The following is a 20,548-nucleotide window of genomic DNA, read 5'->3' on the forward strand; positions in this document are numbered from 1 at the left end:
GTTATAGTATTACGGTCAAGCGGCGCTCAAATCGACCGTGAACACTCCACGGCGGGCATAGACCGTCTTTCGCGCCTTGGACTGCGCAGCCGTGCCAACGGCCATCACAAGGGCGATGAGGGGATCAATGCGCCCGGTCGCCTTGCCCTTCACCAGCTTTCGATTGCCTGCCGGGTCTTGGATAATCACGCCATTGGAAACGGCCCAATCCAGAAGCGGATTGCCGGGGTGCTTTAGTTCGCCGGTCAGCACCAGCGTTTCCAGCGCCGCAATGGCCGGGGACATGGATTGATAACCTTGCCCGAATGGCTCCAGCTTCAGTTTCACGCCTTCATCCGAAAGCAGTTTTTCCAGTTCCTTTGCGCCCCAGCGGTCATAGGCCAGCGTGACGACATCAAAGCGGCTGGCAATGTCGGCGATGCGCTGGATAACCCAACGCTTGTCGATGATCTTGCCGGGTGCGGCCTCGATAAAGCCCTGTTTCTTCCAGAGCTGATAGGGAACGTGGTCCCGGCGCTCGGCCTCGGCAATCGTGTCGCCGGGTGTCCATGACCATGACAGAACCGCTCCGGTGTCGGGAAAGAACGCTGTGAGGCTCGTCAAGTCGGTGGTGGCGCTCAGATCCAGCCCCAGATAGCAGCGCGCCCCTTCGTGCGTCTTTTCGATGTCGGCATCGGTTGCGCAGGCTTTCCAGTCGGCGGCATTCAGGAAATGGGCCTCGACACTGATGCGCTGATTTAGCTGCAACAGCCGGAAAGACGGTTCAAAGGAAGGGGAAGCCTTCGCCCGTTCGGCTGCATCCTGAAACTGCTCTTCATTAAGGAAGGTGCCCAGCGCCGGGTTCGCAGCGGCCCATGCGTCCCGGTCATCAAGCTCACACTCTGCCGGGGCGGTGTGAAGCTGGGTATAGATCGTCGGGCTTGGAGGCGCGTCCAGCATCTCGGAAAAGAAATGGTGATCGTCTGCCGCCTGTGTGGAGATGGTGACGCCCAGCGCGTGTTTCCGCTTGCCCATGCCGGTTGCCAGGTTGTCCCACAGTTCACGGGATTTCCATTGCGCAACCTCGTCGGCAATCCAGAAGCTCGGCGCAAGGCCATGGGCCTTTCTGGCGTCGGATGTCAGCGCTCGCCAGATCGACCGGGATTCCTCGTCGGTGATTTCCTTGTGCCAGTCCCGAATGTTCACGCGGGCTGCCATCCATGGAACGGCCTCCAGATAGGCGACCGTCATGCGATAGAGAACGCCAGCCTGTTCACGGTCCAGTGCAGCGGCGTAAACCTCGCCATATGGCTCCTGCATGGGGCCTAGAAGGTGTCCAAGGCCAAGGCCAGCCAGAAGGGCGGATTTGCCGTTACCGCGTGCCACAGAAAGCGCTGCAAGCCGTACCGCTCTGTCATTGCGATAGACGCGCCGCACAAAGCGCTCCTGAAACTCCAGAAGCTCCAGCGTCTCGCCAGCCCTCAGACCGGACACAATGGGAAGGGTCCGCAGGAAGGCCAGCATCTTTTCATCGGCGGGCATTCCTTCCTTTTCCCACGGGTGATCGACCGCGACCGCGCCAGCCGCAGCTTTCTTCAACCGTCCTGCTCCGGGTCCACGCTTTCCCATAATATTATACCGATCGGTAAACTAATTGAGTTTTGAGCTGGGGCGTCGGTCTTTCGGCACGCGTTCCTGTGATTGAACGCCCCCGCCTCCTTGGCTGTTGATTTGATCCATTAGTTGTCACATTCTTCAGCTCCACAACCGGGGTTGCATAAAATGAGACGGTTTCGTGATGAAGATTACTTGCTTGTTGTGGCAGTTCTCTCTGCATTCGCTGCAATCGGTTTTATTGCTTGGCTGTGGTGATCGCCTCCCATGAACCACGGATGAGCTGGATCAAGCGGCATTCCGTTCACGTCGCAGCCTCTATGCTTAGGCGGTGTCCATGTCTTGCCTGCACGTTCTGCTCCGGTCTTCTGCCGGTGGCATGTCCCGCATAGGCTCTGGAGGTTCGCACGGTCACGGGGTGCGCCTCCCAGCCTCATGGGTGTGATGTGATCCACTTCGGTGGCCGGTGCCGTCTCGCAGCCCTGACACATGGGCTGTCTGGATAGCTGGGCCTTGCGGATCGCCTGCCAGTTGGCAGAGCTTCGGAACTTGCGTTCATCCATCAATCGGTTCTCACCTCAATCTGGAGAAAGCGCTTGCGCTCGTCGGGCTGCATCAATGCCACGATGCGATAGACGGCGGCGTCTGGATCGGGAATGTCCTCTCCATCCACGTTTGTGGTGCTGCCCCAGACAATGCGCCATGAGGAATCCACGTCACTGCGATAGCGAATATGGATGTGGCTTGTGACGATTGAGGCGAGACGTGCGGCCTCGACACGCTCCAGCCCTCGCAGGTCTTCAATGCGCGCCCAGACCGTTGCGACGTTCACCCAGCCATCCTCCTCGCCGCCTTGCCCGTCTGAGATACTTCTGGGCTCCTGAAGGGTGACACGCCGGTTAAGCTCACCAATGGCTGAGGCGCGTTGTGCTTTCTTCGCCGTCATGGCGTCGGCTCCGGTTCACCCAGCTTTGTCCAGTCTGTCAGTTGGTGGATGATCGACCGGACATGCATCGGCAGTGGCGGACCGTTTTCGGGAATGGTGCCCAGCGGAGTGCGGTTTTCGAACCAGTGTGCTGTGAGGCCCTTTATCGCGAGCTTTGCCCGCTCCGGGGCGGTTTCATCGAAGGTGTGGCCGGTGGCCTGCTCGATAAACTCACGGGCAGAGACGCCCAATGCAGTTATGAGGGCATCCTCTGCATCATCGTCAATGCGGGCGAAAAGTTTCAGGTCTGCCAGGGTGACAGGTTCTGCCATTGAAAGGCTCCATCTCAGGGACTAGCGCGTCATCACGACGGGCCGATTTGCTGTGTTATAGTATAACGATTGTGAGGCTGGAGGGCAATGAAGGGCTGAGACCTATAAGGAAAGGCACACGCCTCTAAGCCTGCACCCTTTCCAGAGCCCATAGCGCCGTCTTTGACGCTTTCACTGCCGTTTCCGATTAGCCTCGAAAAAGGACGCTCTAAGTATCTTTCTTTTTTTTGTCTTGTTTTGTTTGTGTCTGGTCTTGTCTGCGTTTGTGTCTCGCGTCTCGGTCTCAGGTCTCGGTCTCGGTCTCGGTCTCTGTATGTGGACACTCTCTCGACACTGTGTCCACACTGTCTCTGCCTATCCCGCGACCGGGCGCAGGAAACGGGAACCTGATAGGTGGCCGCCGTAGTTTTCGCTCGCGGGCGGCGCGTTGGCGGGGCTGTCTGTCGTCTCCAGAAAATCCTCCTCCACCTTCTCGCGTAGAGTGTCGCTGTCGATGTCGGATATAAGGCGGCGGGTTCCCTCTGCATGGCTTTTGTTCATCGGTTTGTTGTGCAGAAACCATCGCTCGATATAGATTTCCGATGTCTCGGCGTCGTGAGAGACAAGGCCCAGATTGCAAAGCTCCTGAAGAGCCTTTCGGTATCGGTCCGGCGGCCAATCAAGATCAGCGCAGGCATACCCCTCCGGGATCAGGCAACAGCCGCAACTGTTTTGATGCCCACATGTCAGAAAATACAGGTGGAGATACCTGCCATCATCGCCTGCCTTCTTAAAGCGCGGTGAGTGCCAGACGGCGGGCGACACCTTCGAGAAAATACGTTTCGCCACCTATTGCGCCTCCGAGTTCCAGCCGGCCAAACCTTGGCTTGCGTACTGCTGGCGAAGCCGGTTGGCCTCGCCTAGCGTTTTGCAAAGTGTCGTCTGGGGCGTTTGCCCTCGCAGGTGCAGGGTCACGGCATAGCCCGTGCCCCATCGCTCCATTGTGTAGTGGTTTTTCGCGGCGACCATTTCAGCCGCATTGGAGTATCGGCGCTTTGCGGGCTTTGTCATGCGGCCCTCCTGTCAATGAAGTCACCGGCAATGCGAATGTCTGGATGGAATTGATCAGCCGCCGGGGTCTCGGCTGCGCAGTAGATGCCAGGCTGAAGCGCTGGATAACGCAACCCAAGATGAGAACATGCGGCGCGAGAAAGCGTGCGCTCGAACATGAAAACCACGCAGCCGCGACTACCGTCATAGCCAGACCAAGACGCAAGCCGTTTTGCCTCACCGAGCTTCGCCTTTTTCCGCCTCTTGGACTTGTTGCTTTTCAATGACTTGCGAGGGCGTGAAGCGCCATTCAGGTAGTACGTACCGTGGGAGGGGTTCGGCGCGTTCATGCCGCCACCTCGTCACGTTCAGCCGCAGCCTTTTCCAGAAAAGCAATCAGCTCGCATGTGCGCCAGCGGTTGGTGCCGGGGCCTATTTTTAGGGGCTTTGGAAAGCGACCGGCATTGATGCCGCGCCACAAGGTTGAACGATGGATAGGTGTATTTTCACCGCCAATGATCTTGCAGGCTGTCGCCTCGTCGACCAGTTCAGCTATGTGTTGCATGGTGGTTCCCTGCGTCTATTGATGACGCAAGGAACATCGCCCAGATGTAAAGGGCGGTAATCGTATAGAAGTCACCTAATTTCCTGACTTCTATACTACTTCCATGTCTGAGGCTCTTGCTTCTCCAATGCTGCCCAACGCTTGAACGCAGCTAATGGATCACCCTGAATTTCAAAGAATTCGAAAGCGTCACGCAGGTAATTCGCGAAGGGCGATTCCGGGTTAAGCGCGCGGCGTGGTGCAGGTGTTTCTGTCCAGCTTTCCCAAAACCCGTGCAAATGAGCCACAGCATGGACAGCTTGCCAATTTATGTTTCGGCGGTCTGGGATAAATTCCGCCGCTGCCCGAAACTCTCCTTCCAACTTATCGAGCACATTCGGCAGATTCTCATAGTGGTGCGCGTGATCTTGGATATCTAGAATCGCGTCGTAAATCGACTTGGCACCATCATTGATTTCATCATCGCCGTTTTCACTCCAATTGAAACGCACCATTGCGGCTTTCGTGCTTGCGATATCAATCTCTGCCAAGACATGAACTGCTTTTCGAAGGCGTTTCATGTCAATGTCGAACCTAGACCGGTTAATGGTCTCAACAGGATTAGTGAAAAAGCTATCGATCATCCTCTGATGCAACGTGATGGTTGCATGTTCATCTCCCAAAAGATCTGGGATGTAGCGTCCAAAAATCTTCTGGAAATTGAGAATCTCCCTTTTCGCCTCTTCGTCTCTTAAACTTTGGAAACTGAAAGTTCTGACATAGGCTTGCATTACCTGCCGGTAACGCACCCCCTCCTCTAGATTTTTTAACTCCTCCAACAGAGCTTCTTTGCGCTCCCGCTCTTCATCGGTCATCATAAAGACACCCCACCGCGCCACGGCACGATCTGCGCCATTCCATTGACAATACCGAACAACCGGCCTGCCCAAAGATCAAGCGCCTCACGCTTCTCCTTCTGATAATCGTACCGCGCATAAACACGACTGGTAATGCTCGCCTTGGTCGCTGAGACATGATTCAGCACATGCCCAATGACAAATGGCGAGATGCCGATTTCCTCCATATGTGTTGCAGCCGTGCGGCGAAGATCATGCGGGGTCCAAGGCGCAATGCCCAAAATGGTTGCCACTCCTCTCTTCACGACTTCTTCCCGCTTCACAGCTTTGGGAATAGACGCTCCAGTCACAGCGGCACGACTACCGGGTCCGGGAAAGACAAATGGCGTAGGATCGCGCCCCTTGCGCTCGTCCAGCGCCTCGACATCGGCAAGCTGTTCACGAATGATCTCGACCGCCATATCGGACAACGGCACGACGTGCTCGCGCTTATTCTTCGAACGGCTGGACGGGATAGTCCACAAATGGTGTTTCAGGTCCAGTTCATCGCGGGTAATCCCGGCAATCTCGCCAACGCGTTGGCCGGTGATAAGACATAGGCGAATAATGCGACGGGTGGCTTCTCTCATCTCCGCTTCAGGCAGGGCCTGCCACATGGCCTTGATCTCGTCAGCACTTAGAACGCGGTCGCGGGCTGTCGTCTCTGTCGGGCGCTTCATGCCTTCGACTAGATTTTCGTCCAGATCGCCGCGACCACGCGCCCAACGGATCATGGCTCGCATATCCTCGAATATGCGGTTCGCCTCAATATGCGCGCCCCTGTCCTTAACGGCGTCAATGCAGCGGGTAAGGTCACGGCGGTGAAGGTCGGAAAGCTTGATGGTGCCAATTACGTCTGAAACGTTTTTGCGAAGACGACGGGCAATCTCGTCTCCAGAGCGCTTGGTTGATGCATGGCGGGCGATATAGTTTTCCACCATGTCCGCAACGGTCTGCGAAGCTGCCAGCGCTTTCTTTTCTGTAAGGGGATCGGTGCCCTCGCCTATCTCGGCACGGGCCTCTCTCGCCTTCTCCCTCACCTTGCCTAACTTGATCTCAGGATAACGCCCCAGCTTCATGCGAGCGCGCTTGCCGTTGCCGGGTTTCGTATAGACCAAGTTCCAGGTCTTAGTTCCAGCAGGGGAGACGCGAAGGCAAAGCCCCTTGGTGTTTACGTCGAAATAGTCCGTCTGCCTTCCCTCGACGGTCTTGGCATTGGCGCAAAATCTATCGGTCAGTTCGATGGTTGGCATTGCCCGTACCTTTTTCCGGAAAACCAGTCAGGGGACCGGTTTCTTCAATTAGGTACGGAAATAGGTACGGCAAAACAGGCGCTTTGTCGATACGCATTGCGACACGCCACAACGGCATAGAACACTATTTACTTGAATAATCAGACGCTTACGAATTTCAGCCTGTTTTTCCTTGTCGCAGTAAATTGCAGTGGAAAACCTCTGTTAACCGGTTGGTCGCTGGTTCGAATCCGGCCCGGGGAGCCACTTCTTTTCCAAACACTATACGCCGTCCACCCCTTCAGCACCTCCGCTGGAGCCGCGCTACCGCGCCCGTGATGTATTCGGCGCGACACTCCGTCATCACCCCTCCCCGCTTAATTGCTTCCTCCTTCAACACCTTGACGCTAGGGTGACGCTTGACGTTCCTGAAGGAGTTGCGCCTGTGTCCGAAGTCGAGTTGAAACTCCTGCTGGACAGACAACAGGTCCCCGCTGTCCTCGCCCGCATTGACGAGTTGCCTTCGCAGGCCTGCACGAAGCATGCCTCCCGCCTCCTGCGCAGCATCTATTTCGACACGGCAGCGCGCGATCTGCGCAAGAACGGTATTTCCCTGCGCCTCAGGCGCGATGGAAAGCGCTGGCTTCAGACGGTCAAGCTCAACGGCACGATTGCAGGCGGGCTGTCGAAGGTCAGCGAGTTCGAACGCCCCGTGCCGAGCGGTCAGGTCTCCATCGACGCCATCGAAGATGCAGACGTGCGCGAACGACTCAGGAAGCTCATAAGCGACAGGCCGCTCAAGACCATCGCCGAGACCCACATCAACCGCACCCAGATCGACCTTAGCCTGGATGACGGTGCAAAGGCGGAGCTCGCCGTGGACAGCGGCGCCATCAAGGCGGCCGGACGCAGCGAAAACCTGCACGAACTCGAAATCGAGCTGGTCGAAGGCGCTCCCGCCGACCTCTACCGAACCGCCCGGATGGTTCTCCCCAAAGGCAGCCTGCGGTTTTCGCGCTTCTCAAAGGCGGCGCGCAGCGTTCTTCTCGCCGAACAGGGGCATATAGAGCCGCCGGCGACGCCACGCAGAGCCGAGACGGTTCCCCTCAAACCCGGATACGCGACCGGTGAAGCGGCCCGCGCCATGCTGCACGAGTGCCTCAGCCAGATCGCGGCCAACATTGAGGCGGTGCAGCAATGCGACGATCCGGAAGGCCCGCACCAGTTACGCATCGGGCTCCGGCGACTGCGCAGCGCGCTTGCCCTCCTTGCGCACGAAATTGCCTCGCCGGAAGAAGCAGCCCCCGGCCTCAGCGAGGAAGCCCGCTGGCTTGGCCGCGAGGTCGGACGCCTGCGCGATCTGGACGTCGTCCTCAACGACATCGCACGCCCCTATTTCGCGCTTGATGGCCATGCCCATGGCGCTGCCCCCGTGCTTGGCACACTGGAGCGCCACGCCAAAGAAATACGCAACGATCTGCGCCAGATACTCTGCGGCGAGCGCGTCGGCGACTTCCTTCTGTCCCTCTCCGAGTTCATCGAAACCGCCAGATGGAAGGATGACCATCGCAAGAAGCGAGAGCGCCGCAGGCTGACGGACTTTGCCGGCAAGATACTCGACAGGCGATGGGCCCACGTCCTGACCAAAGCAAAAGGGATCGAGCGCTTCGATCAGGAGCAGAAGCACGCGCTGCGCAAGGAGCTGAAAAAGCTCCGCTACACGATAGAGTTTCTTGGCCCGCTCTTCCCCAAACGCGATGTGAAGCGCGTGACCGAAAGGCTGAAAACGCTTCAAACCGTGTTCGGAAGCCTTAACGACGCCACGGTCGTCGAAGCCGTTCTCAGCAAACCGCCGCTTTCCTCGATCAACGACCTCGCGGCCCAGCGCGCCATCGGCCGGCTGCTCGGCGCATGCGAGACACGGGTGACCTATGACTGGACAACGGCGCAGGCCCACTGGAAGGCGCTGAAGACCTGTCACCTGTTCTGGAAGCGAAAACACAAATAGGCCACAGAGCGCATCCCTCCACCCCACCACCAGCCCACGCCGCGAACACAGTTCCGTGACCATGTTTCCGGCGCGGAACCAAACCGGCTTTTGCAGGTTGTGCTACGACAATCCCCAAGGGGCCAGAACGGGCGGGCACAATGAAACGGGAAAACGAAAAACAGGAAACCTTGTCGGTCACGCTGCCGGCAAACATCATCGCCGCGCTTGACCGCTACGTCTCCACGCAGGATCAGGGCATCTCGCGCGAGGACGCGCTGATTTCGGCCCTGCGCGACTGGGCCATGCAAAATGGCCTCCTGCAAAGCGGCATGAATGGCGATAAAGGCTTGCGACCGGACCAGCTCAACGCCACAAACGACGACTGAACCAAAGCCGCACGGATAATCACATGCCCAATGAGAATGACCGGAACACGGTTCTGGTGCTGTTCCGGCACGATCTGCGCCTTTCCGACAATTTGGCGCTGTGCGCCGCCGCCAATGCCGGCAGGCCGGTCGCCGCCGCCTTCATTCTGGACGAGGAGAGCGAAGGCGCGCGCCCGCTCGGTGGCGCGCGGCGCTGGTGGCTGCATCACAGCCTCACGGCCCTCAGCAAGGATCTCAAGACGCTTGGCGTAAAACTCATTCTGCGCCGCGGCCCGATGGCGAAGACCGTGTCCGCCCTTGCAGAGGAAACCGGAGCCGCCACGGTCTACTGGAACCGCCGCTACGACCCGCCCGGCATCGCCGCCGACACACAGATGAAGTCCGCCCTTCAGGAGGCCGGCGTCGAGGCGGAGAGTTTTGCCGGCCACCTTCTGCACGAGCCCTGGCGCATCAAGACCGGCTCCGGCGGTCCCTACCGGGTGTTCACCCCCTTCTGGCGCGCGCTGGTCGAGCATGTGCATCCGCGCGCACCCGCCGACCGCCCCGGATCGCTAAAACCGTTCGAAGGCGACGTTACGGGCGATGCGCTCGAAGACTGGCAGCTTCTGCCCACCACCCCGGACTGGGCGGGCGGCCTGCGGGAAACCTGGACACCCGGCGAAGCCGGCGCCAGAGACCGCCTCATCGCGTTCCTCGATGGCGGCGGTGATGGCTACAAGACGCGCCGCGACCGGATGGGAGACGATGGCACCTCCGGCCTCTCCGCCCATCTCGCCCATGGCGAGATCACGCCCTTCCAGATCTGGCAGGCGCTTGACGGGACGGACGAGCTTGCCGGCGAAGACATGCTCACCTTCCGCAAAGAGGTCGGCTGGCGTGAATTCTGCTGGCACCTCCTGTTCCACAACCCGGATCTTGCGACGAAGAACTTCAACAGCGATTTCGACGCCTTCCCCTGGCACAGGGACGACCGCGCGCTCACAGACTGGCAGCGCGGGCAAACCGGCTATCCGGTGGTCGACGCGGCCATGCGGCAGCTCTGGCAGACCGGCTGGATGCACAACCGCGCGCGCATGATCGTCGCCTCCTTCCTCGTGAAGCATCTGGGGCTCCACTGGCGCACCGGCGAGGAGTGGTTCTGGGATACGCTGGTGGACGCGGACCCCGCCTCCAACCCGGCCAACTGGCAGTGGGTGGCGGGCTCGGGCGCGGACGCCGCCCCCTTCTTCCGCATCTTCAACCCCGTGCTTCAGGGCGAGAAGTTCGACCCGCAGGGGCGCTATGTGCGCGCCTTCGTGCCGGAGATCGAAAACCTCTCCGACAAGCACCTGCACCAGCCCTGGAAAGCGCCGGTCGAAGCACTCAGAAAGGCGGGCGTCAGCCTCGGCGCGACCTATCCCCGCCCCATGGTCGATCACAAGGCCGCACGGGAGAGTGCGCTCTCCGCCTACAAGTCGATCAGAAATGCAGACTGACGGGTCGCCCGTCAGTCTTTCTTTTTGGAAACGAAATCCGCCGCCATGCGAATCTCGCGCATGGGCCGCACCTTCGCCGTGCAGGCGTCGTAGACCGGATGGGCCTTGTAGGCCGCCAGCGCCGCCTCGTCGCGGAACTCGCCATAGACGATCACATCCACCTCGGTGCCGATCTGGTCGACCTTGCGGTTGATGCCGATCTCGAAGAAATCCGAATGCGGAATCTCGGCAAGCATGCCGAGCCCCTCGGCAATCCGCTCCACATCAGCCTCATCCTTTGCGCTGAAAAAAACGATGTGTCGAATCACGGGCATGTCTCCTGGAAATTGCGCCTGCAAATCGCGCCGACCGCCCGAAAAAGTCAATGCGCCCCAGCGTCACGCAAAGCGCGAACCGCCTGAATCACTTTATCCGCCGAAGCCGGCAAACACTTGCTTCAAAAGAAGAAAGGCCGGGCAATGCGCCCGACCTCTCATCACCGATCATTATATTTAACCGACTACCGTTCAGAGCGTGATGCGGTAGAGCGCGAAACCTTCCTTGCCCTCGCCCGCCGGCTCGATGGAAACGCCCTCGACGCTCGAAGCGAACGCCGCGCCCTTCGGCCCGGTCTCGAACAGCACCGAGGTGTTTTCCAGCGGCTTGAAGTTCCAGTTGGCGTCGGCGGACGGGTTGATCGTGCCCTGTTCCACGATATAGCGCACGATCACGTCGCGGTTCGTGTCGGGCGCTTCGAAGATCACCTTGTCCGGGCCGATGCCGGGGAAATTGCCCCCGCCCCCGCCACGGTAATTGTTGGTCGCGACGACAAACTTCTGCGCCGGATCGATGGCCGCGCCCTTGAACTGCAGATCGACGATGCGGTTCGAATCCGCGTTCAGAAGCTCGCCCTTGGGCGAATATTTTGCAGGCTGCGAAAGATCGATCCGGTAGATCACCCCGTCGATCACATCGAAATTGTAGGACGGGAAGGTCGGATCGAGCAGTGGCTGGTCGGCCTTGCCCGGCTCCACCTGATTGAAGATGCCGGCCGACATTTCCAGCCATTCCTTCACATCCGCCCCGGTCACCAGAACCGCCTGCACCGTGTTGGGGTAGAGATAGAGGTCGGCGACATTCTTGATCGCCACATCGCCTGCCGGCACATCCGTATAATAGTCGGGTCCGCCGCGTCCGCCGGCCTTGAAGGGGGCTGCCGCCGAAAGCACCGGCACATCCCTGTGCGCGCCATCCTTCAGCATGTCGGTGATGTACCAGGTTTGCGCCTGGCTCACGACCTGCACGGACGGATCGTCCGCCACCAGTGCGAAATAGGAATGCAGCGGCGCAGAGGTCTTGCCCACGGCGGTGCGCACATATTTCAGCGTCGCCTCGTGGTCCTCGCGCACCGCGTCTTCCACCTTGGCCACGCTTTCCACCAGCGGTTCGGCCTTGCGCTCCACGCGCTTGAAGATCGGCCGCGCCTCCGAGGTGGAGTTCACCACCATCCAGCGATTGCCGTCGCGTTCAAGCATCAGGTCGATCAGCCCCAGATGCGAGCCCCAGAAACCGCCCATCACCGCCGGCTTGCCGGCAATCGTGCCCTTCGCATTGTCGACGCCTTCCAGCCCCTCGAATTTCGGGCCGGGGAAATCCAGATGGCTGTGCCCCGTCACGATGGCGTCAACGCCGTCAACACCGGCCAGAAGCAGCGAGGCGTTTTCGAGGTTCTCCTCATACTTCGCCGGGCCGATGCCGGAATGCGACAGCGCCACCACGATATCGGCGCCCTCTTCGCGCATCTGCGGCACCCAGGCCTCTGCGGCCTTCACGATGTCGCGCGTCATGGCCTTGCCAGCCAGATGCTTCGAATCCCAGTTCATGATCTGCGGCGGCACGAACCCGATCAGGCCCACCCGGATCGGATGCTCTTCGCCATTGCCGTCCTTCACCTTGCGATCAAGGATCACATAAGGTTTCAGGAAAAGCGCGTCATCGCGCGCGTTGGCAGCGAGCTCGCCCTTGGTCACATTGGCGCAGACGAAGGGGAAGTTCGCGCCATCGAGCACCTTGAACATGAAGTCGAGCCCGTAATTGAACTCGTGATTGCCGAGCGTCGAGCAATCATAGCCCAGCGTGTTCATACCCTTGATCACCGGATGAACATCACCCTCGCGCATGCCGCGTTCATAGGCGATGTAATCGCCCATCGGGTTGCCCTGCAGGAAGTCGCCGTTGTCCACCAGGATCGAATTCGTGGCTTCCGCGCGAATGCCGTCGATGATCGCGGCCGTGCGCGCCAGCCCCATCGTGTCGTTGGGCTTGTCGGCATAATAGTCATAGGGAAAGACATGCACATGCAGATCGGTCGTTTCCATGATGCGCAGATGCGCCTGATTGCCGGAAGCGCGTGCGGAAAACGGATGCATGAGAACCAGCGAACCGGCAGCAGCCGATCCGGCGAGGAAGGTACGACGGGAAAGCAGGGCGTGCGGTCGGGTCATGGTCATCTCTCTTTCAATCTTTGAAACGGAAACAGCGATCAGTCATGATTGCGCTCTCGTGGCGAGACTTCCAGCAAAAACTCGTGACGCCCGCATGACAGGGCCATGGCACAAACGGCGCTTCACATGTCGCAGCGAGAAAAGCGCATCAGCCGCCCGCCCCGCAGTCTTGATAAGCGCTGCACGAACAAAGCAGAGAAAGCAGAGGGAGAGAAAAGAGATGAACACTTCTTCCGGCGACCGGGATTACGCCTCACCGCCCTGCTTCATGCATGAGCTGGCAAGCGGCGCACAGGCGGCTGATGCAGACCACTGGCCGGATGTCCGGCGCTGGCGCAAGGCGGCCCGCGAGCGCCTCATCGCCGAGCGTCTCGCCGTCCCGGCGAAAACCCGAAGCGAACTTGCAGAAGACATTGCCAATCAGCTCGACCGTCTCATCGGCGATCCCGCCGGCCGGGTGATCGGCCTCTACTGGCCGTTCCGGGGGGAGCCGGATCTACGCCCATGGCTTGCCCGATGCGCAGCGCGGGGAGCAGAGACCGCGCTCCCCGTCGTCATCGAAAAGGGCGCACCGCTCGTCTTCCGGCCCTACCGGCCCGGCGACACACTTGAACGCGGCGTGTGGAACATTCCCGTTCCCGCAACGCAGGCGGAAATCGCGCCTGATATCGTGGTTTCACCGCTGGTCGGCTTCGACGCCGCGCGCTACCGGCTGGGCTATGGCGGCGGTTTCTACGACCGCACCCTCGCCGCACTGGCGAAGAAACCGCTGGTCGTGGGCATCGGCTATGCCTTCTCGCAATTGCCGACCATCTACCCGCAGCCCCATGACATTGCGATGGATCACATAGTGACTGCTGGCTGACTGCGGGCGAGAAGATTTTGCCGTCAGGCGTCCCCGCCTGACCCCGGATCAGGACATTTCAGGCTTCAGCCCCAGCGCTGTGCGGTCCACCACTTCGCGAAGCGCAAAGGCCGAGTTGATCTTGATGACATGCGGCATGCCCGTCAGCCATTCCTTGTGAACGCGCTCATAGTCCTGCAGATCCCGCGCAGCGACCCGCAGAATGTAGTCATATTCGCCCGCCATCAGATGGCATGACACCACATTCGGGCAGCGCTGCACCGCCGCCTCAAACTCGCTCAACGTGCGTTCGAACTGGCCCGACAAGGAGATATGGACTATCACCGTTACACCATGTCCAAGGGCTGCATTCGAAAGCCGGGCATGGTATCCCTTGACCACGCCGCTCTTCTCCAGATTGTCGAGACGGCGCGAGCAGGCCGATTGCGACAGTCCGACCTTCTCGGCAAGCGCGGAATTGGAGATCCGCCCGTCCTGCTGCAACGCATCCAGAATGGCGATATCAATCCTATCCAGGGCCATTTTTCGAATTTCCTTCTACGAACGCGATATTTCGCGCAAGGAATAGCGAAAATCGCCAGATACTGCAAACGAGTTCGCAAAGACGTTCGGTCTTTTTTGTGGTCTCATCGATTGAGCCAGAAAATTCGCACACATGTTGGAGGAGACAAGGATGCGTGTCGGCTGTCCGAAAGAAATAAAGAATCACGAATATCGCGTCGGCCTTACGCCGGGGTCCGTACGCGAATATGTGGCGCATGGGCACGATGTGCTCGTGGAAACCGGCGCAGGCGCAGGCATCGGCGCCGATGACAACGCCTATCGCGCCGCTGGCGCAACCATCGCCAAAACCGCTGATGACGTCTTCGCCAAATCCGACATGATCGTGAAGGTCAAGGAACCGCAGCCCTCGGAATGGGTCCAGCTGCGCGAAGACCAGATCCTCTACACCTATCTCCACCTTGCGCCCGATCCAGAGCAGACACGCGGCCTGATCGCATCCGGCGTCACCGCCATCGCCTATGAAACCGTGACCGACGCGCGCGGCGGCCTGCCCCTGCTCGCCCCCATGTCCGAGGTTGCCGGGCGTCTCGCCATTCAGGCCGGCGCAACCGCGCTTCAGAAGGCCAATGGCGGCCGCGGCGTGCTGCTTGGCGGCGTGCCCGGCGTGCTGCCCGGAAAGGTCGCCATCATCGGCGGCGGCGTGGTCGGCCTCAACGCCGCCAAGATGGCCGTCGGCCTCGGCGCGGATGTCACCATCATCGACCGCTCGCTCCCGCGTCTGCGCGAGCTGGACGACATCTTCAATGGCCGCGTCCATACGCGCTACTCCACCGTCGAGGCGCTCGAGGAAGAATGCTTCTCGTCCGACGTCGTGGTCGGCGCAGTGCTCATCCCCGGCGCAGCCGCGCCCAAGCTCGTCAGCCGTGAAATGTTGTCGGGCATGAAACAGGGCGCCGTGCTTGTTGATGTTGCCATCGATCAGGGCGGCTGTTTCGAGACCTCGCACGCCACCACCCATTCCGACCCCACCTATGAGGTGGACGGCATCATTCATTACTGCGTGGCGAACATGCCGGGCGCGGTTCCCGTCACCTCCGCCCATGCACTGAACAATGCCACGCTGCATTACGGGCTCCAACTCGCCGACAAGGGCCTCAAGGCGCTCGTCGACGATCAGAACCTGCGCAACGGTCTCAACGTCCACAAGGGGCGGATCACCAATCAGGCTGTCGCCGACGCACTGGGCTACGAGATGGCCGAAGCCCGCTCCGTGCTCGCGGCCTGAGCCCGGCAAGACTTTCCTCCTAAACTTGCCCGCCGGAAACGGCGGGCTTTTTTTTTCGTCTGATCTGAAGAGCCTCACTTCAGGCGCGTTCAATGCGCGCCTGATAGCAATTGTACTTTGCCGAGCGCACATGCAGATAAGCGATGTCATCGCGCTGCAAAAGTTCATGCGCCCGGGTGCAGATGTGCTGCTGCGGAACAACGTCACCCGTCCCGTAGACGATGCGGTCATCATCTCCGTAGCCGCGCAGAAGCCATTGCGTTCCAGCCCGCAGAAGCTCGGGCATCACATCGCTGTCCTGCGCCCGCTCACAGTCCTCCGCACACAGAAAGACCGGTCCCGTCTCGGCATAGGGCTGCAGATCGGGAAACGGCCTGTAGGCCAGAATGAGATAGGGTTTTCCTTCGGGAACGGTGCGCAGGCAATGGCGGCAGGGAACCCCGCTGCCCGTGGAAATCCGCCGTTCCGGCCTCCGCCCATAGGCATCGGGCACACCATTGCGATACGCCCGCGCAACGTCGCTGTCCATGGCGACAAATCTGATCAAGCCCATCATTGCTCTCCTTCAAAGGTGTTGGAGAGCAATGTGCCGGGCGAGACCGGGGCTTCCCACCCGATTCCCGCCCAATGAGCCTGTCAGCGCAGGAAATCGTCGATGCGCCGCAGGGTCACACGCCGGTTGCGCCAGTTCTCCTGGCGTGTCGGCACCAGCAGGAACTCCTCGCCATAGCCCACCGTTTCCAGCATGCGCGAGGGCACGCGGAACTCACGCACCAGAACCCGCCTCAGCGAATTGGCCCGGCGCTCCGAAAGCTGCTGATTGTAGGCGAACGACCCGACCGCATCCGTGTGGCCTTCAAGCAGCACAACCGTTCCCGGCCTGCGACGACGCAGGCGATGCAGGGCGTCTGCAATCTCTTCCACCTTGCGGAACTGCGAATAGGGTATCTCGGCTGAATCGAAGCCGAAATTGATGGCCTGAATGTCGATGGATGGCGCGCGCCGGCGCAGCTCCGGCCGCCGCTTCAGCTCCCGCACCGTCACACGGTCCTGCGGGAGTACGCGCTGCGCGGGCGCGGCTTCGAGACTGCGCTGGATGCGAGAGGCCGAAGGCATCTGGGATTGCGCCATGGCAGCGCCCGGCATCAATGCGGCGGCAATGGCCGCTCCCAGCATCTGGCGACGGCTCAGCATGGGAAATTCCTTTCAAAGACATGCGTCATCATTGCGCACATCTTCATCGAACCCCGCTGAATTTGCGATGAACGTCCCGTTGCGAAACGTTCAGCCGCTTCACATCCCGGATCGTCAGGCCTCTCCGGTCTCCACCGGCGTGTCTGCGCGTCCGCCCCACTCGCTCCACGAACCGTCATAGAGCCGGTGGTCGGAATGGCCGACCGTTTCGAGCGCCAGCGAGATAACAGCCGCCGTCACACCCGATCCGCAGGAAGTCACCACGGGCCGCGAAAGATCGACGCCCGCCCCTTCGAAAAGCGCGCGCAACTCGTCCGGCGGCAACAGGCGTCCATCCCGCGAAAGTGCGGAGGCCGGCACATTGCGCGCGCCGGGCATGTGGCCCGAACGCATGCCTGCACGCGGTTCCGGCTCTGCACCGGTAAAGCGGCCTGCCGGACGCGCATCGGCGATCTGTGCCGTCGCATCCTCCACCAGTTGCAGCATGGTCTCGAGGCTCGCCACCCGCTCTTCGTCCAGCTTGGCGTTGAACACCGCCGGAGCCGTCTGGACCGGCTTGTCCGTCAGGGGCCGTCCCTCGGCGCGCCAGCCATCGAGCCCGCCATCCAGCAGAAGCACATTCTTTGCGCCCATCACGCGGAACATCCACCAGACGCGCGGCGCGGAGAAAAGACCCGGCCCGTCATACACGACGATGGTGTCGTCTTCGGAAATCCCCATGGCGCTCACATGGCGCTGGAAGGTCGCGGCATCCGGCAGCGCATGCGGCAGGTCCGTTTCGGGATGCACCACAGCGTCCTGATCGAAGAACACCGCGCCGGGAATACGCGCCGCCTCATGCTCGGCACGCCCATCCCTGCCATGCGCCGGCAGATACCAGGACGCATCGACGATGGAGAGGCCCGGCGTCTCCAGTCGTTCTTCCAGCCATGACGGTGATACCGTGAAGCGGCTTTTCTCGCTCATTTTCTTCTCTCAGTCTCAGTTTGCCGGAATTGGTCCGAAGCGCAGGCGGAAACGACGGTTTTCGCGCCCTTTCTTCTCGATCTTGCCGATATGGATTTCGCCCACTTCCGACGTGCGGGCCACATGCGTGCCGCCACAGGGCTGGCTGTCGACCGACGCCTCGTCGCCAATGCACACGAGCCGGATGCGCCCTGCCCCCTGCGGCGGACGCACATTCTTCGACTTCACCAGATCCGGATTGGCTGCAAGCTCCTCCTCGCTGATCCAGCGGGTGAAAACCGGATGATCTCCGTTCACCAGCTCCATCAGGCGGGCGGTCACGTCTTCCTTGGTGACGCTCGCATCGGGTAAATCGAAATCGACGCGCGAATCCGTCTCGCTCACCGATGCCCCGGTGATCGGGAAAGGGCAGACCACGCTCAGAAGATGACAGGCCGTGTGCATGCGCATCAGCCGGAACCGCCGGTCCCAGTCAATGGCGAGCTGCAGCGTCTCGCCCACTTCCGGCAGGGCCTGTTCGGCGGCCGGCACGTGAATGATCTCGTCCTTGCTCTCGCCCGTCACCGTCGCCGCCACATGGATCAGCGATCCATCCTCGCGCGTGAACCTGCCGGTATCGCCCGGCTGCCCGCCGGACGTGGCGTAAAACATCGTCCGGTCGAGCAGAATGCCCCCACGGTCATTGATGCCCACCACCCGCGCTGCGCCATCGCGCAGATAGGCGTCTTCGCGGAAAAGCGTCTCGGTCGGCGCCATCACGCGACCTCCTCGAAAGGAATGTCGATTTCCGGCGCGCCTTCCATCCAGCCGGGCGCCGGCAGTCCCTTTTCACGCAGGAACGCGGGATTGAAGAGCTTCGACTGGTAGCGCGTGCCATGGTCGCAGAGCACCGTCACGATGCGGTGTCCCGGCCCCAGTTCGCGCGCCAGACGCATTGCGCCCGCAATGTTGATGCCGGTCGAGCCGCCAAGGCAAAGCCCCTCCTCCTGCACCAGATCGAAGACGATGGGCAGCGCCTCTTCATCGGGAACCTGAAACGAGAAATCGGGCGTGAACCCTTCAAGATTGGCGGTGATGCGTCCCTGCCCGATGCCCTCCGTGATGGAGGTGCCTTCGGACTTCAGCTCACCCTGCGTGTAATAGCTGTAGAGCGCGGCCCCCATCGGGTCGGCAAGCGCCACTTTCACGTCCCGGTTCCGGCCGCGCAGGCCATCGGCCACGCCGGCCAGCGTCCCGCCGGTTCCAACGGCAGAGACAAAGCCATCCACCTTGCCGCCGGTCTGCTCCCAGATCTCGGCAGCCGTCGTGTGGATGTGGCCATCGCGGTTCGCCACATTGTCGAACTGGTTCGCCCAGATCGCGCCGTTCGGCTCGGTCCTGGCAAGCTGCGCTGCAAGCCGGCCCGAAACCTTCACATAGTTGTTCGGGTTCTTATAGGGCACCGCAGGAACCTCGATCAGTTCCGCGCCAAGCACCCGCAGCGCATCCTTCTTTTCCTGGCTCTGCGTGTCGGGGATCACGATCACCGTGCGATAGCCAAGCGCCTTGGCAACCAGCGTCAGCCCGATGCCGGTGTTGCCCGCAGTGCCCTCAACGATCACGCCGCCCGGCTTCAGAAGCCCGCGCTTTTCCGCGTCGCGAATGATGAACAGTCCGGCCCGGTCCTTCACCGACTGGCCCGGGTTCATGAACTCGGCCTTGCCGTAAATCTCGCAGCCCGTCTCCTCCGAGGCCCGCTTAAGGCGGATCAGCGGCGTGTTTCCGATGGCGTCCACAACCGAGTGCTTCATGTCGTCCTCTTTGAATTTTTGCGGAGGTTAAGAAGCCCGTTCCTGCCTTGCAAGGAGGGATTTTTTACAAGACGCCGAAAGCACGCAAAGCTATCGCGTTTTGTAATTGCTTCACGAACGAACAAATTCCGACAATAAGTTGAGGTTTTTCAGCGATTTCTAGCCCTGATACGCTTTTCAATCCATCACCCGCCCGTTAAGTCTTGCCTGCGAGAAAGAGGGGATGGGATGGCGCTTTATCGGGCCAGTCCAAATGATGGCGTTGCATGGGTCACCGGTGCGAGCACCGGGATCGGCCGTGCGCTTGCGATTCATCTTGCCCGCAATGGCTACACGGTCGCCGCCACGGCGCGCGCCGAAGACGGCCTCGCCTCCATCACCGATGAGGTGGAAAACCTGAAAGGCCGCATCTTCGTCTTTCCGTGCGATGTGATGGACGAAGCCGGCATGGAGCGCACCGTCGCCAATATCGAGAAGTCTCTCGGCCCCATCGTGCTCGCCGTCTTCAACGCCGGCACCTATCTGCCGGTTCGCGGCGACCGGCTGGAGACGACCAATTTCGTCCGCAGCTACCAGATCAATGTTTTTGGCACGCTGAACGGGCTCGTTCCCCTGTCGGACCGCATGCGCGACCGTGGTTTCGGGCAGATCGTCGTGATGGGATCGGTCACGTCCTTCTTCGGCATGCCCTCTGCATCGGCCTATGGCTCCACCAAGGCCGCCCTCAACAATCTCATTGAGGGGCTGCGCTTCGATTTCGAGAAGCTGAACATCCGCACGCAGATCATCAATCCGGGCTTTGTCGCCACGCCGCTGACAGACAAGACCAGCTTTTCGATGCCCGCGCTTCTCACCGCGCCGGATGCCGCGCGCCGCATCGCCAATGGCATCAGCCGGGGCGGCTACGAGATCACCTTCCCCAAGCGGCTTGTCTGGCCGCTGAAATTTCTGCGCATGTTCCCCAAGCCCGTGGTCTTCTTCGTCATGTACCGCCTGACAGGCTGGAACAAGCGCCCACTCGGCCCCCGCAAAAAGCGCAGCAGGGCCGCCGGCTGATCC

Annotated in this window: 24 protein-coding genes; 6 read left to right on the forward strand and 18 right to left on the reverse strand. The window is 60.6% G+C overall.

Features of this window, described 5'->3' with window-relative positions; genetic code table 11:
- Positions 1 to 15: 15 nt before the first annotated feature.
- From NDI72_RS15435 to NDI72_RS15475, 10 genes are all read right to left on the reverse strand, one after another.
- Positions 16 to 1,578 (reverse strand): terminase large subunit, encoded by a 1,563-nt coding sequence (locus tag NDI72_RS15435; protein ID WP_283800885.1) that lies wholly within the window; start codon positions 1,576 to 1,578, stop codon positions 16 to 18.
- A 206-nt stretch (positions 1,579 to 1,784) separates the two neighbouring features.
- Positions 1,785 to 2,156, reverse strand: a complete 372-nt coding sequence (locus tag NDI72_RS22085; protein WP_502888410.1) for an HNH endonuclease — start codon at positions 2,154 to 2,156, stop codon at positions 1,785 to 1,787.
- Positions 2,156 to 2,539 carry a phage head closure protein gene (locus NDI72_RS15440; protein ID WP_283800886.1) on the reverse strand — a complete coding sequence of 128 codons (384 nt, stop codon included), beginning with the start codon at positions 2,537 to 2,539 and terminating at the stop codon, positions 2,156 to 2,158. Before NDI72_RS15440 ends, NDI72_RS22085 begins: the two co-directional genes overlap by 1 nt.
- A complete protein-coding gene (locus NDI72_RS15445; protein WP_283800887.1) occupies positions 2,536 to 2,850 on the reverse strand; it encodes a head-tail connector protein in 315 nt (104 codons plus the stop codon). The genes NDI72_RS15440 and NDI72_RS15445 overlap by 4 nt, the downstream gene beginning before the upstream one ends.
- 354 nt (positions 2,851 to 3,204) lie before the next feature.
- Positions 3,205 to 3,678, reverse strand: a complete 474-nt coding sequence (locus tag NDI72_RS15450; protein WP_283800888.1) for a hypothetical protein — start codon at positions 3,676 to 3,678, stop codon at positions 3,205 to 3,207.
- Positions 3,679 to 3,900: a hypothetical protein gene (locus NDI72_RS15455; protein WP_283800889.1), complete on the reverse strand. Its 222-nt coding sequence runs from the start codon at positions 3,898 to 3,900 to the stop codon at positions 3,679 to 3,681.
- Positions 3,897 to 4,229 (reverse strand): hypothetical protein, encoded by a 333-nt coding sequence (locus NDI72_RS15460; protein WP_283800890.1) that lies wholly within the window; start codon positions 4,227 to 4,229, stop codon positions 3,897 to 3,899. The genes NDI72_RS15455 and NDI72_RS15460 overlap by 4 nt, the downstream gene beginning before the upstream one ends.
- Positions 4,226 to 4,444, reverse strand: coding sequence for a helix-turn-helix transcriptional regulator (locus NDI72_RS15465; RefSeq protein ID WP_283800891.1), 219 nt, complete (start codon positions 4,442 to 4,444; stop codon positions 4,226 to 4,228). The genes NDI72_RS15460 and NDI72_RS15465 overlap by 4 nt, the downstream gene beginning before the upstream one ends.
- A 95-nt stretch (positions 4,445 to 4,539) precedes the next feature.
- Complete coding sequence (locus NDI72_RS15470; protein ID WP_283800892.1) at positions 4,540 to 5,301, reverse strand: hypothetical protein; 762 nt, start codon at positions 5,299 to 5,301, stop codon at positions 4,540 to 4,542.
- Positions 5,298 to 6,572, reverse strand: coding sequence for a tyrosine-type recombinase/integrase (locus tag NDI72_RS15475; protein WP_283800893.1), 1,275 nt, complete (start codon positions 6,570 to 6,572; stop codon positions 5,298 to 5,300). Before NDI72_RS15475 ends, NDI72_RS15470 begins: the two co-directional genes overlap by 4 nt.
- Before the next feature lie 424 nt (positions 6,573 to 6,996).
- Between NDI72_RS15475 and NDI72_RS15480 the strand changes: the two genes are divergently transcribed.
- The 3 genes from NDI72_RS15480 to NDI72_RS15490 all read left to right on the forward strand — a co-directional run bounded on the left by NDI72_RS15480 (position 6,997) and on the right by NDI72_RS15490 (position 10,402).
- Entirely contained in the window at positions 6,997 to 8,559 is a 1,563-nt protein-coding gene (locus NDI72_RS15480) for a CYTH and CHAD domain-containing protein (RefSeq protein WP_206543781.1), read from the forward strand.
- A gap of 170 nt (positions 8,560 to 8,729) precedes the next feature.
- The gene (locus NDI72_RS15485; protein WP_283800894.1) at positions 8,730 to 8,927 is read left to right on the forward strand and encodes a hypothetical protein; all 198 of its coding nucleotides are present in this window, start codon (positions 8,730 to 8,732) and stop codon (positions 8,925 to 8,927) included.
- A 23-nt stretch (positions 8,928 to 8,950) separates the two neighbouring features.
- Positions 8,951 to 10,402 carry a cryptochrome/photolyase family protein gene (locus tag NDI72_RS15490; RefSeq protein WP_283800895.1) on the forward strand — a complete coding sequence of 484 codons (1,452 nt, stop codon included), beginning with the start codon at positions 8,951 to 8,953 and terminating at the stop codon, positions 10,400 to 10,402.
- Between the two features lie 11 nt (positions 10,403 to 10,413).
- Here the strand turns inward: NDI72_RS15490 and NDI72_RS15495 are convergent, their stop codons facing one another.
- Both NDI72_RS15495 and NDI72_RS15500 read right to left on the reverse strand, forming a co-directional pair.
- The gene (locus tag NDI72_RS15495; protein ID WP_113156349.1) at positions 10,414 to 10,710 is read right to left on the reverse strand and encodes a Dabb family protein; all 297 of its coding nucleotides are present in this window, start codon (positions 10,708 to 10,710) and stop codon (positions 10,414 to 10,416) included.
- A gap of 198 nt (positions 10,711 to 10,908) precedes the next feature.
- Positions 10,909 to 12,885, reverse strand: a complete 1,977-nt coding sequence (locus NDI72_RS15500; RefSeq protein ID WP_502888411.1) for a bifunctional 2',3'-cyclic-nucleotide 2'-phosphodiesterase/3'-nucleotidase — start codon at positions 12,883 to 12,885, stop codon at positions 10,909 to 10,911.
- A 220-nt stretch (positions 12,886 to 13,105) separates the two neighbouring features.
- Here NDI72_RS15500 and NDI72_RS15505 point away from each other — a divergent pair, with 220 nt between their 5' ends.
- The gene (locus NDI72_RS15505) at positions 13,106 to 13,750 is read left to right on the forward strand and encodes a 5-formyltetrahydrofolate cyclo-ligase (protein ID WP_283800897.1); all 645 of its coding nucleotides are present in this window, start codon (positions 13,106 to 13,108) and stop codon (positions 13,748 to 13,750) included.
- A 48-nt stretch (positions 13,751 to 13,798) separates the two neighbouring features.
- Here the strand turns inward: NDI72_RS15505 and NDI72_RS15510 are convergent, their stop codons facing one another.
- A complete protein-coding gene (locus tag NDI72_RS15510; RefSeq protein ID WP_113155499.1) occupies positions 13,799 to 14,272 on the reverse strand; it encodes an Lrp/AsnC family transcriptional regulator in 474 nt (157 codons plus the stop codon).
- Between the two features lie 151 nt (positions 14,273 to 14,423).
- Between NDI72_RS15510 and ald the strand changes: the two genes are divergently transcribed.
- A complete protein-coding gene (gene ald / locus NDI72_RS15515) occupies positions 14,424 to 15,539 on the forward strand; it encodes an alanine dehydrogenase (RefSeq protein WP_283800898.1) in 1,116 nt (371 codons plus the stop codon).
- Between the two features lie 79 nt (positions 15,540 to 15,618).
- On the opposite strand, the gene NDI72_RS15520 is transcribed toward ald, so the two are convergent.
- The 5 genes from NDI72_RS15520 to NDI72_RS15540 form a co-directional block, all read right to left on the reverse strand.
- On the reverse strand, positions 15,619 to 16,092 hold the full coding sequence (locus NDI72_RS15520; protein WP_283800899.1) for a DUF1203 domain-containing protein: 474 nt from the start codon (positions 16,090 to 16,092) through the stop codon (positions 15,619 to 15,621).
- 83 nt (positions 16,093 to 16,175) lie between these two features.
- Complete coding sequence (locus tag NDI72_RS15525; protein WP_283800900.1) at positions 16,176 to 16,733, reverse strand: OmpA family protein; 558 nt, start codon at positions 16,731 to 16,733, stop codon at positions 16,176 to 16,178.
- A 114-nt stretch (positions 16,734 to 16,847) separates the two neighbouring features.
- A complete protein-coding gene (gene sseA / locus NDI72_RS15530) occupies positions 16,848 to 17,699 on the reverse strand; it encodes a 3-mercaptopyruvate sulfurtransferase (protein WP_283800901.1) in 852 nt (283 codons plus the stop codon).
- 15 nt (positions 17,700 to 17,714) lie between these two features.
- Positions 17,715 to 18,455, reverse strand: coding sequence for an alanyl-tRNA editing protein (locus NDI72_RS15535; RefSeq protein ID WP_502888412.1), 741 nt, complete (start codon positions 18,453 to 18,455; stop codon positions 17,715 to 17,717).
- Complete coding sequence (locus NDI72_RS15540; protein ID WP_206543790.1) at positions 18,455 to 19,489, reverse strand: cysteine synthase A; 1,035 nt, start codon at positions 19,487 to 19,489, stop codon at positions 18,455 to 18,457. Before NDI72_RS15540 ends, NDI72_RS15535 begins: the two co-directional genes overlap by 1 nt.
- A gap of 228 nt (positions 19,490 to 19,717) precedes the next feature.
- Here NDI72_RS15540 and NDI72_RS15545 point away from each other — a divergent pair, with 228 nt between their 5' ends.
- Positions 19,718 to 20,545: an SDR family NAD(P)-dependent oxidoreductase gene (locus NDI72_RS15545; protein ID WP_283800903.1), complete on the forward strand. Its 828-nt coding sequence runs from the start codon at positions 19,718 to 19,720 to the stop codon at positions 20,543 to 20,545.
- The last annotated feature ends 3 nt before the right edge of the window (positions 20,546 to 20,548 follow it).

It is taken from the genome of Nitratireductor sp. GZWM139, from assembly GCF_030068685.1.
Lineage (GTDB): Bacteria > Pseudomonadota > Alphaproteobacteria > Rhizobiales > Rhizobiaceae > Nitratireductor > Nitratireductor aquimarinus.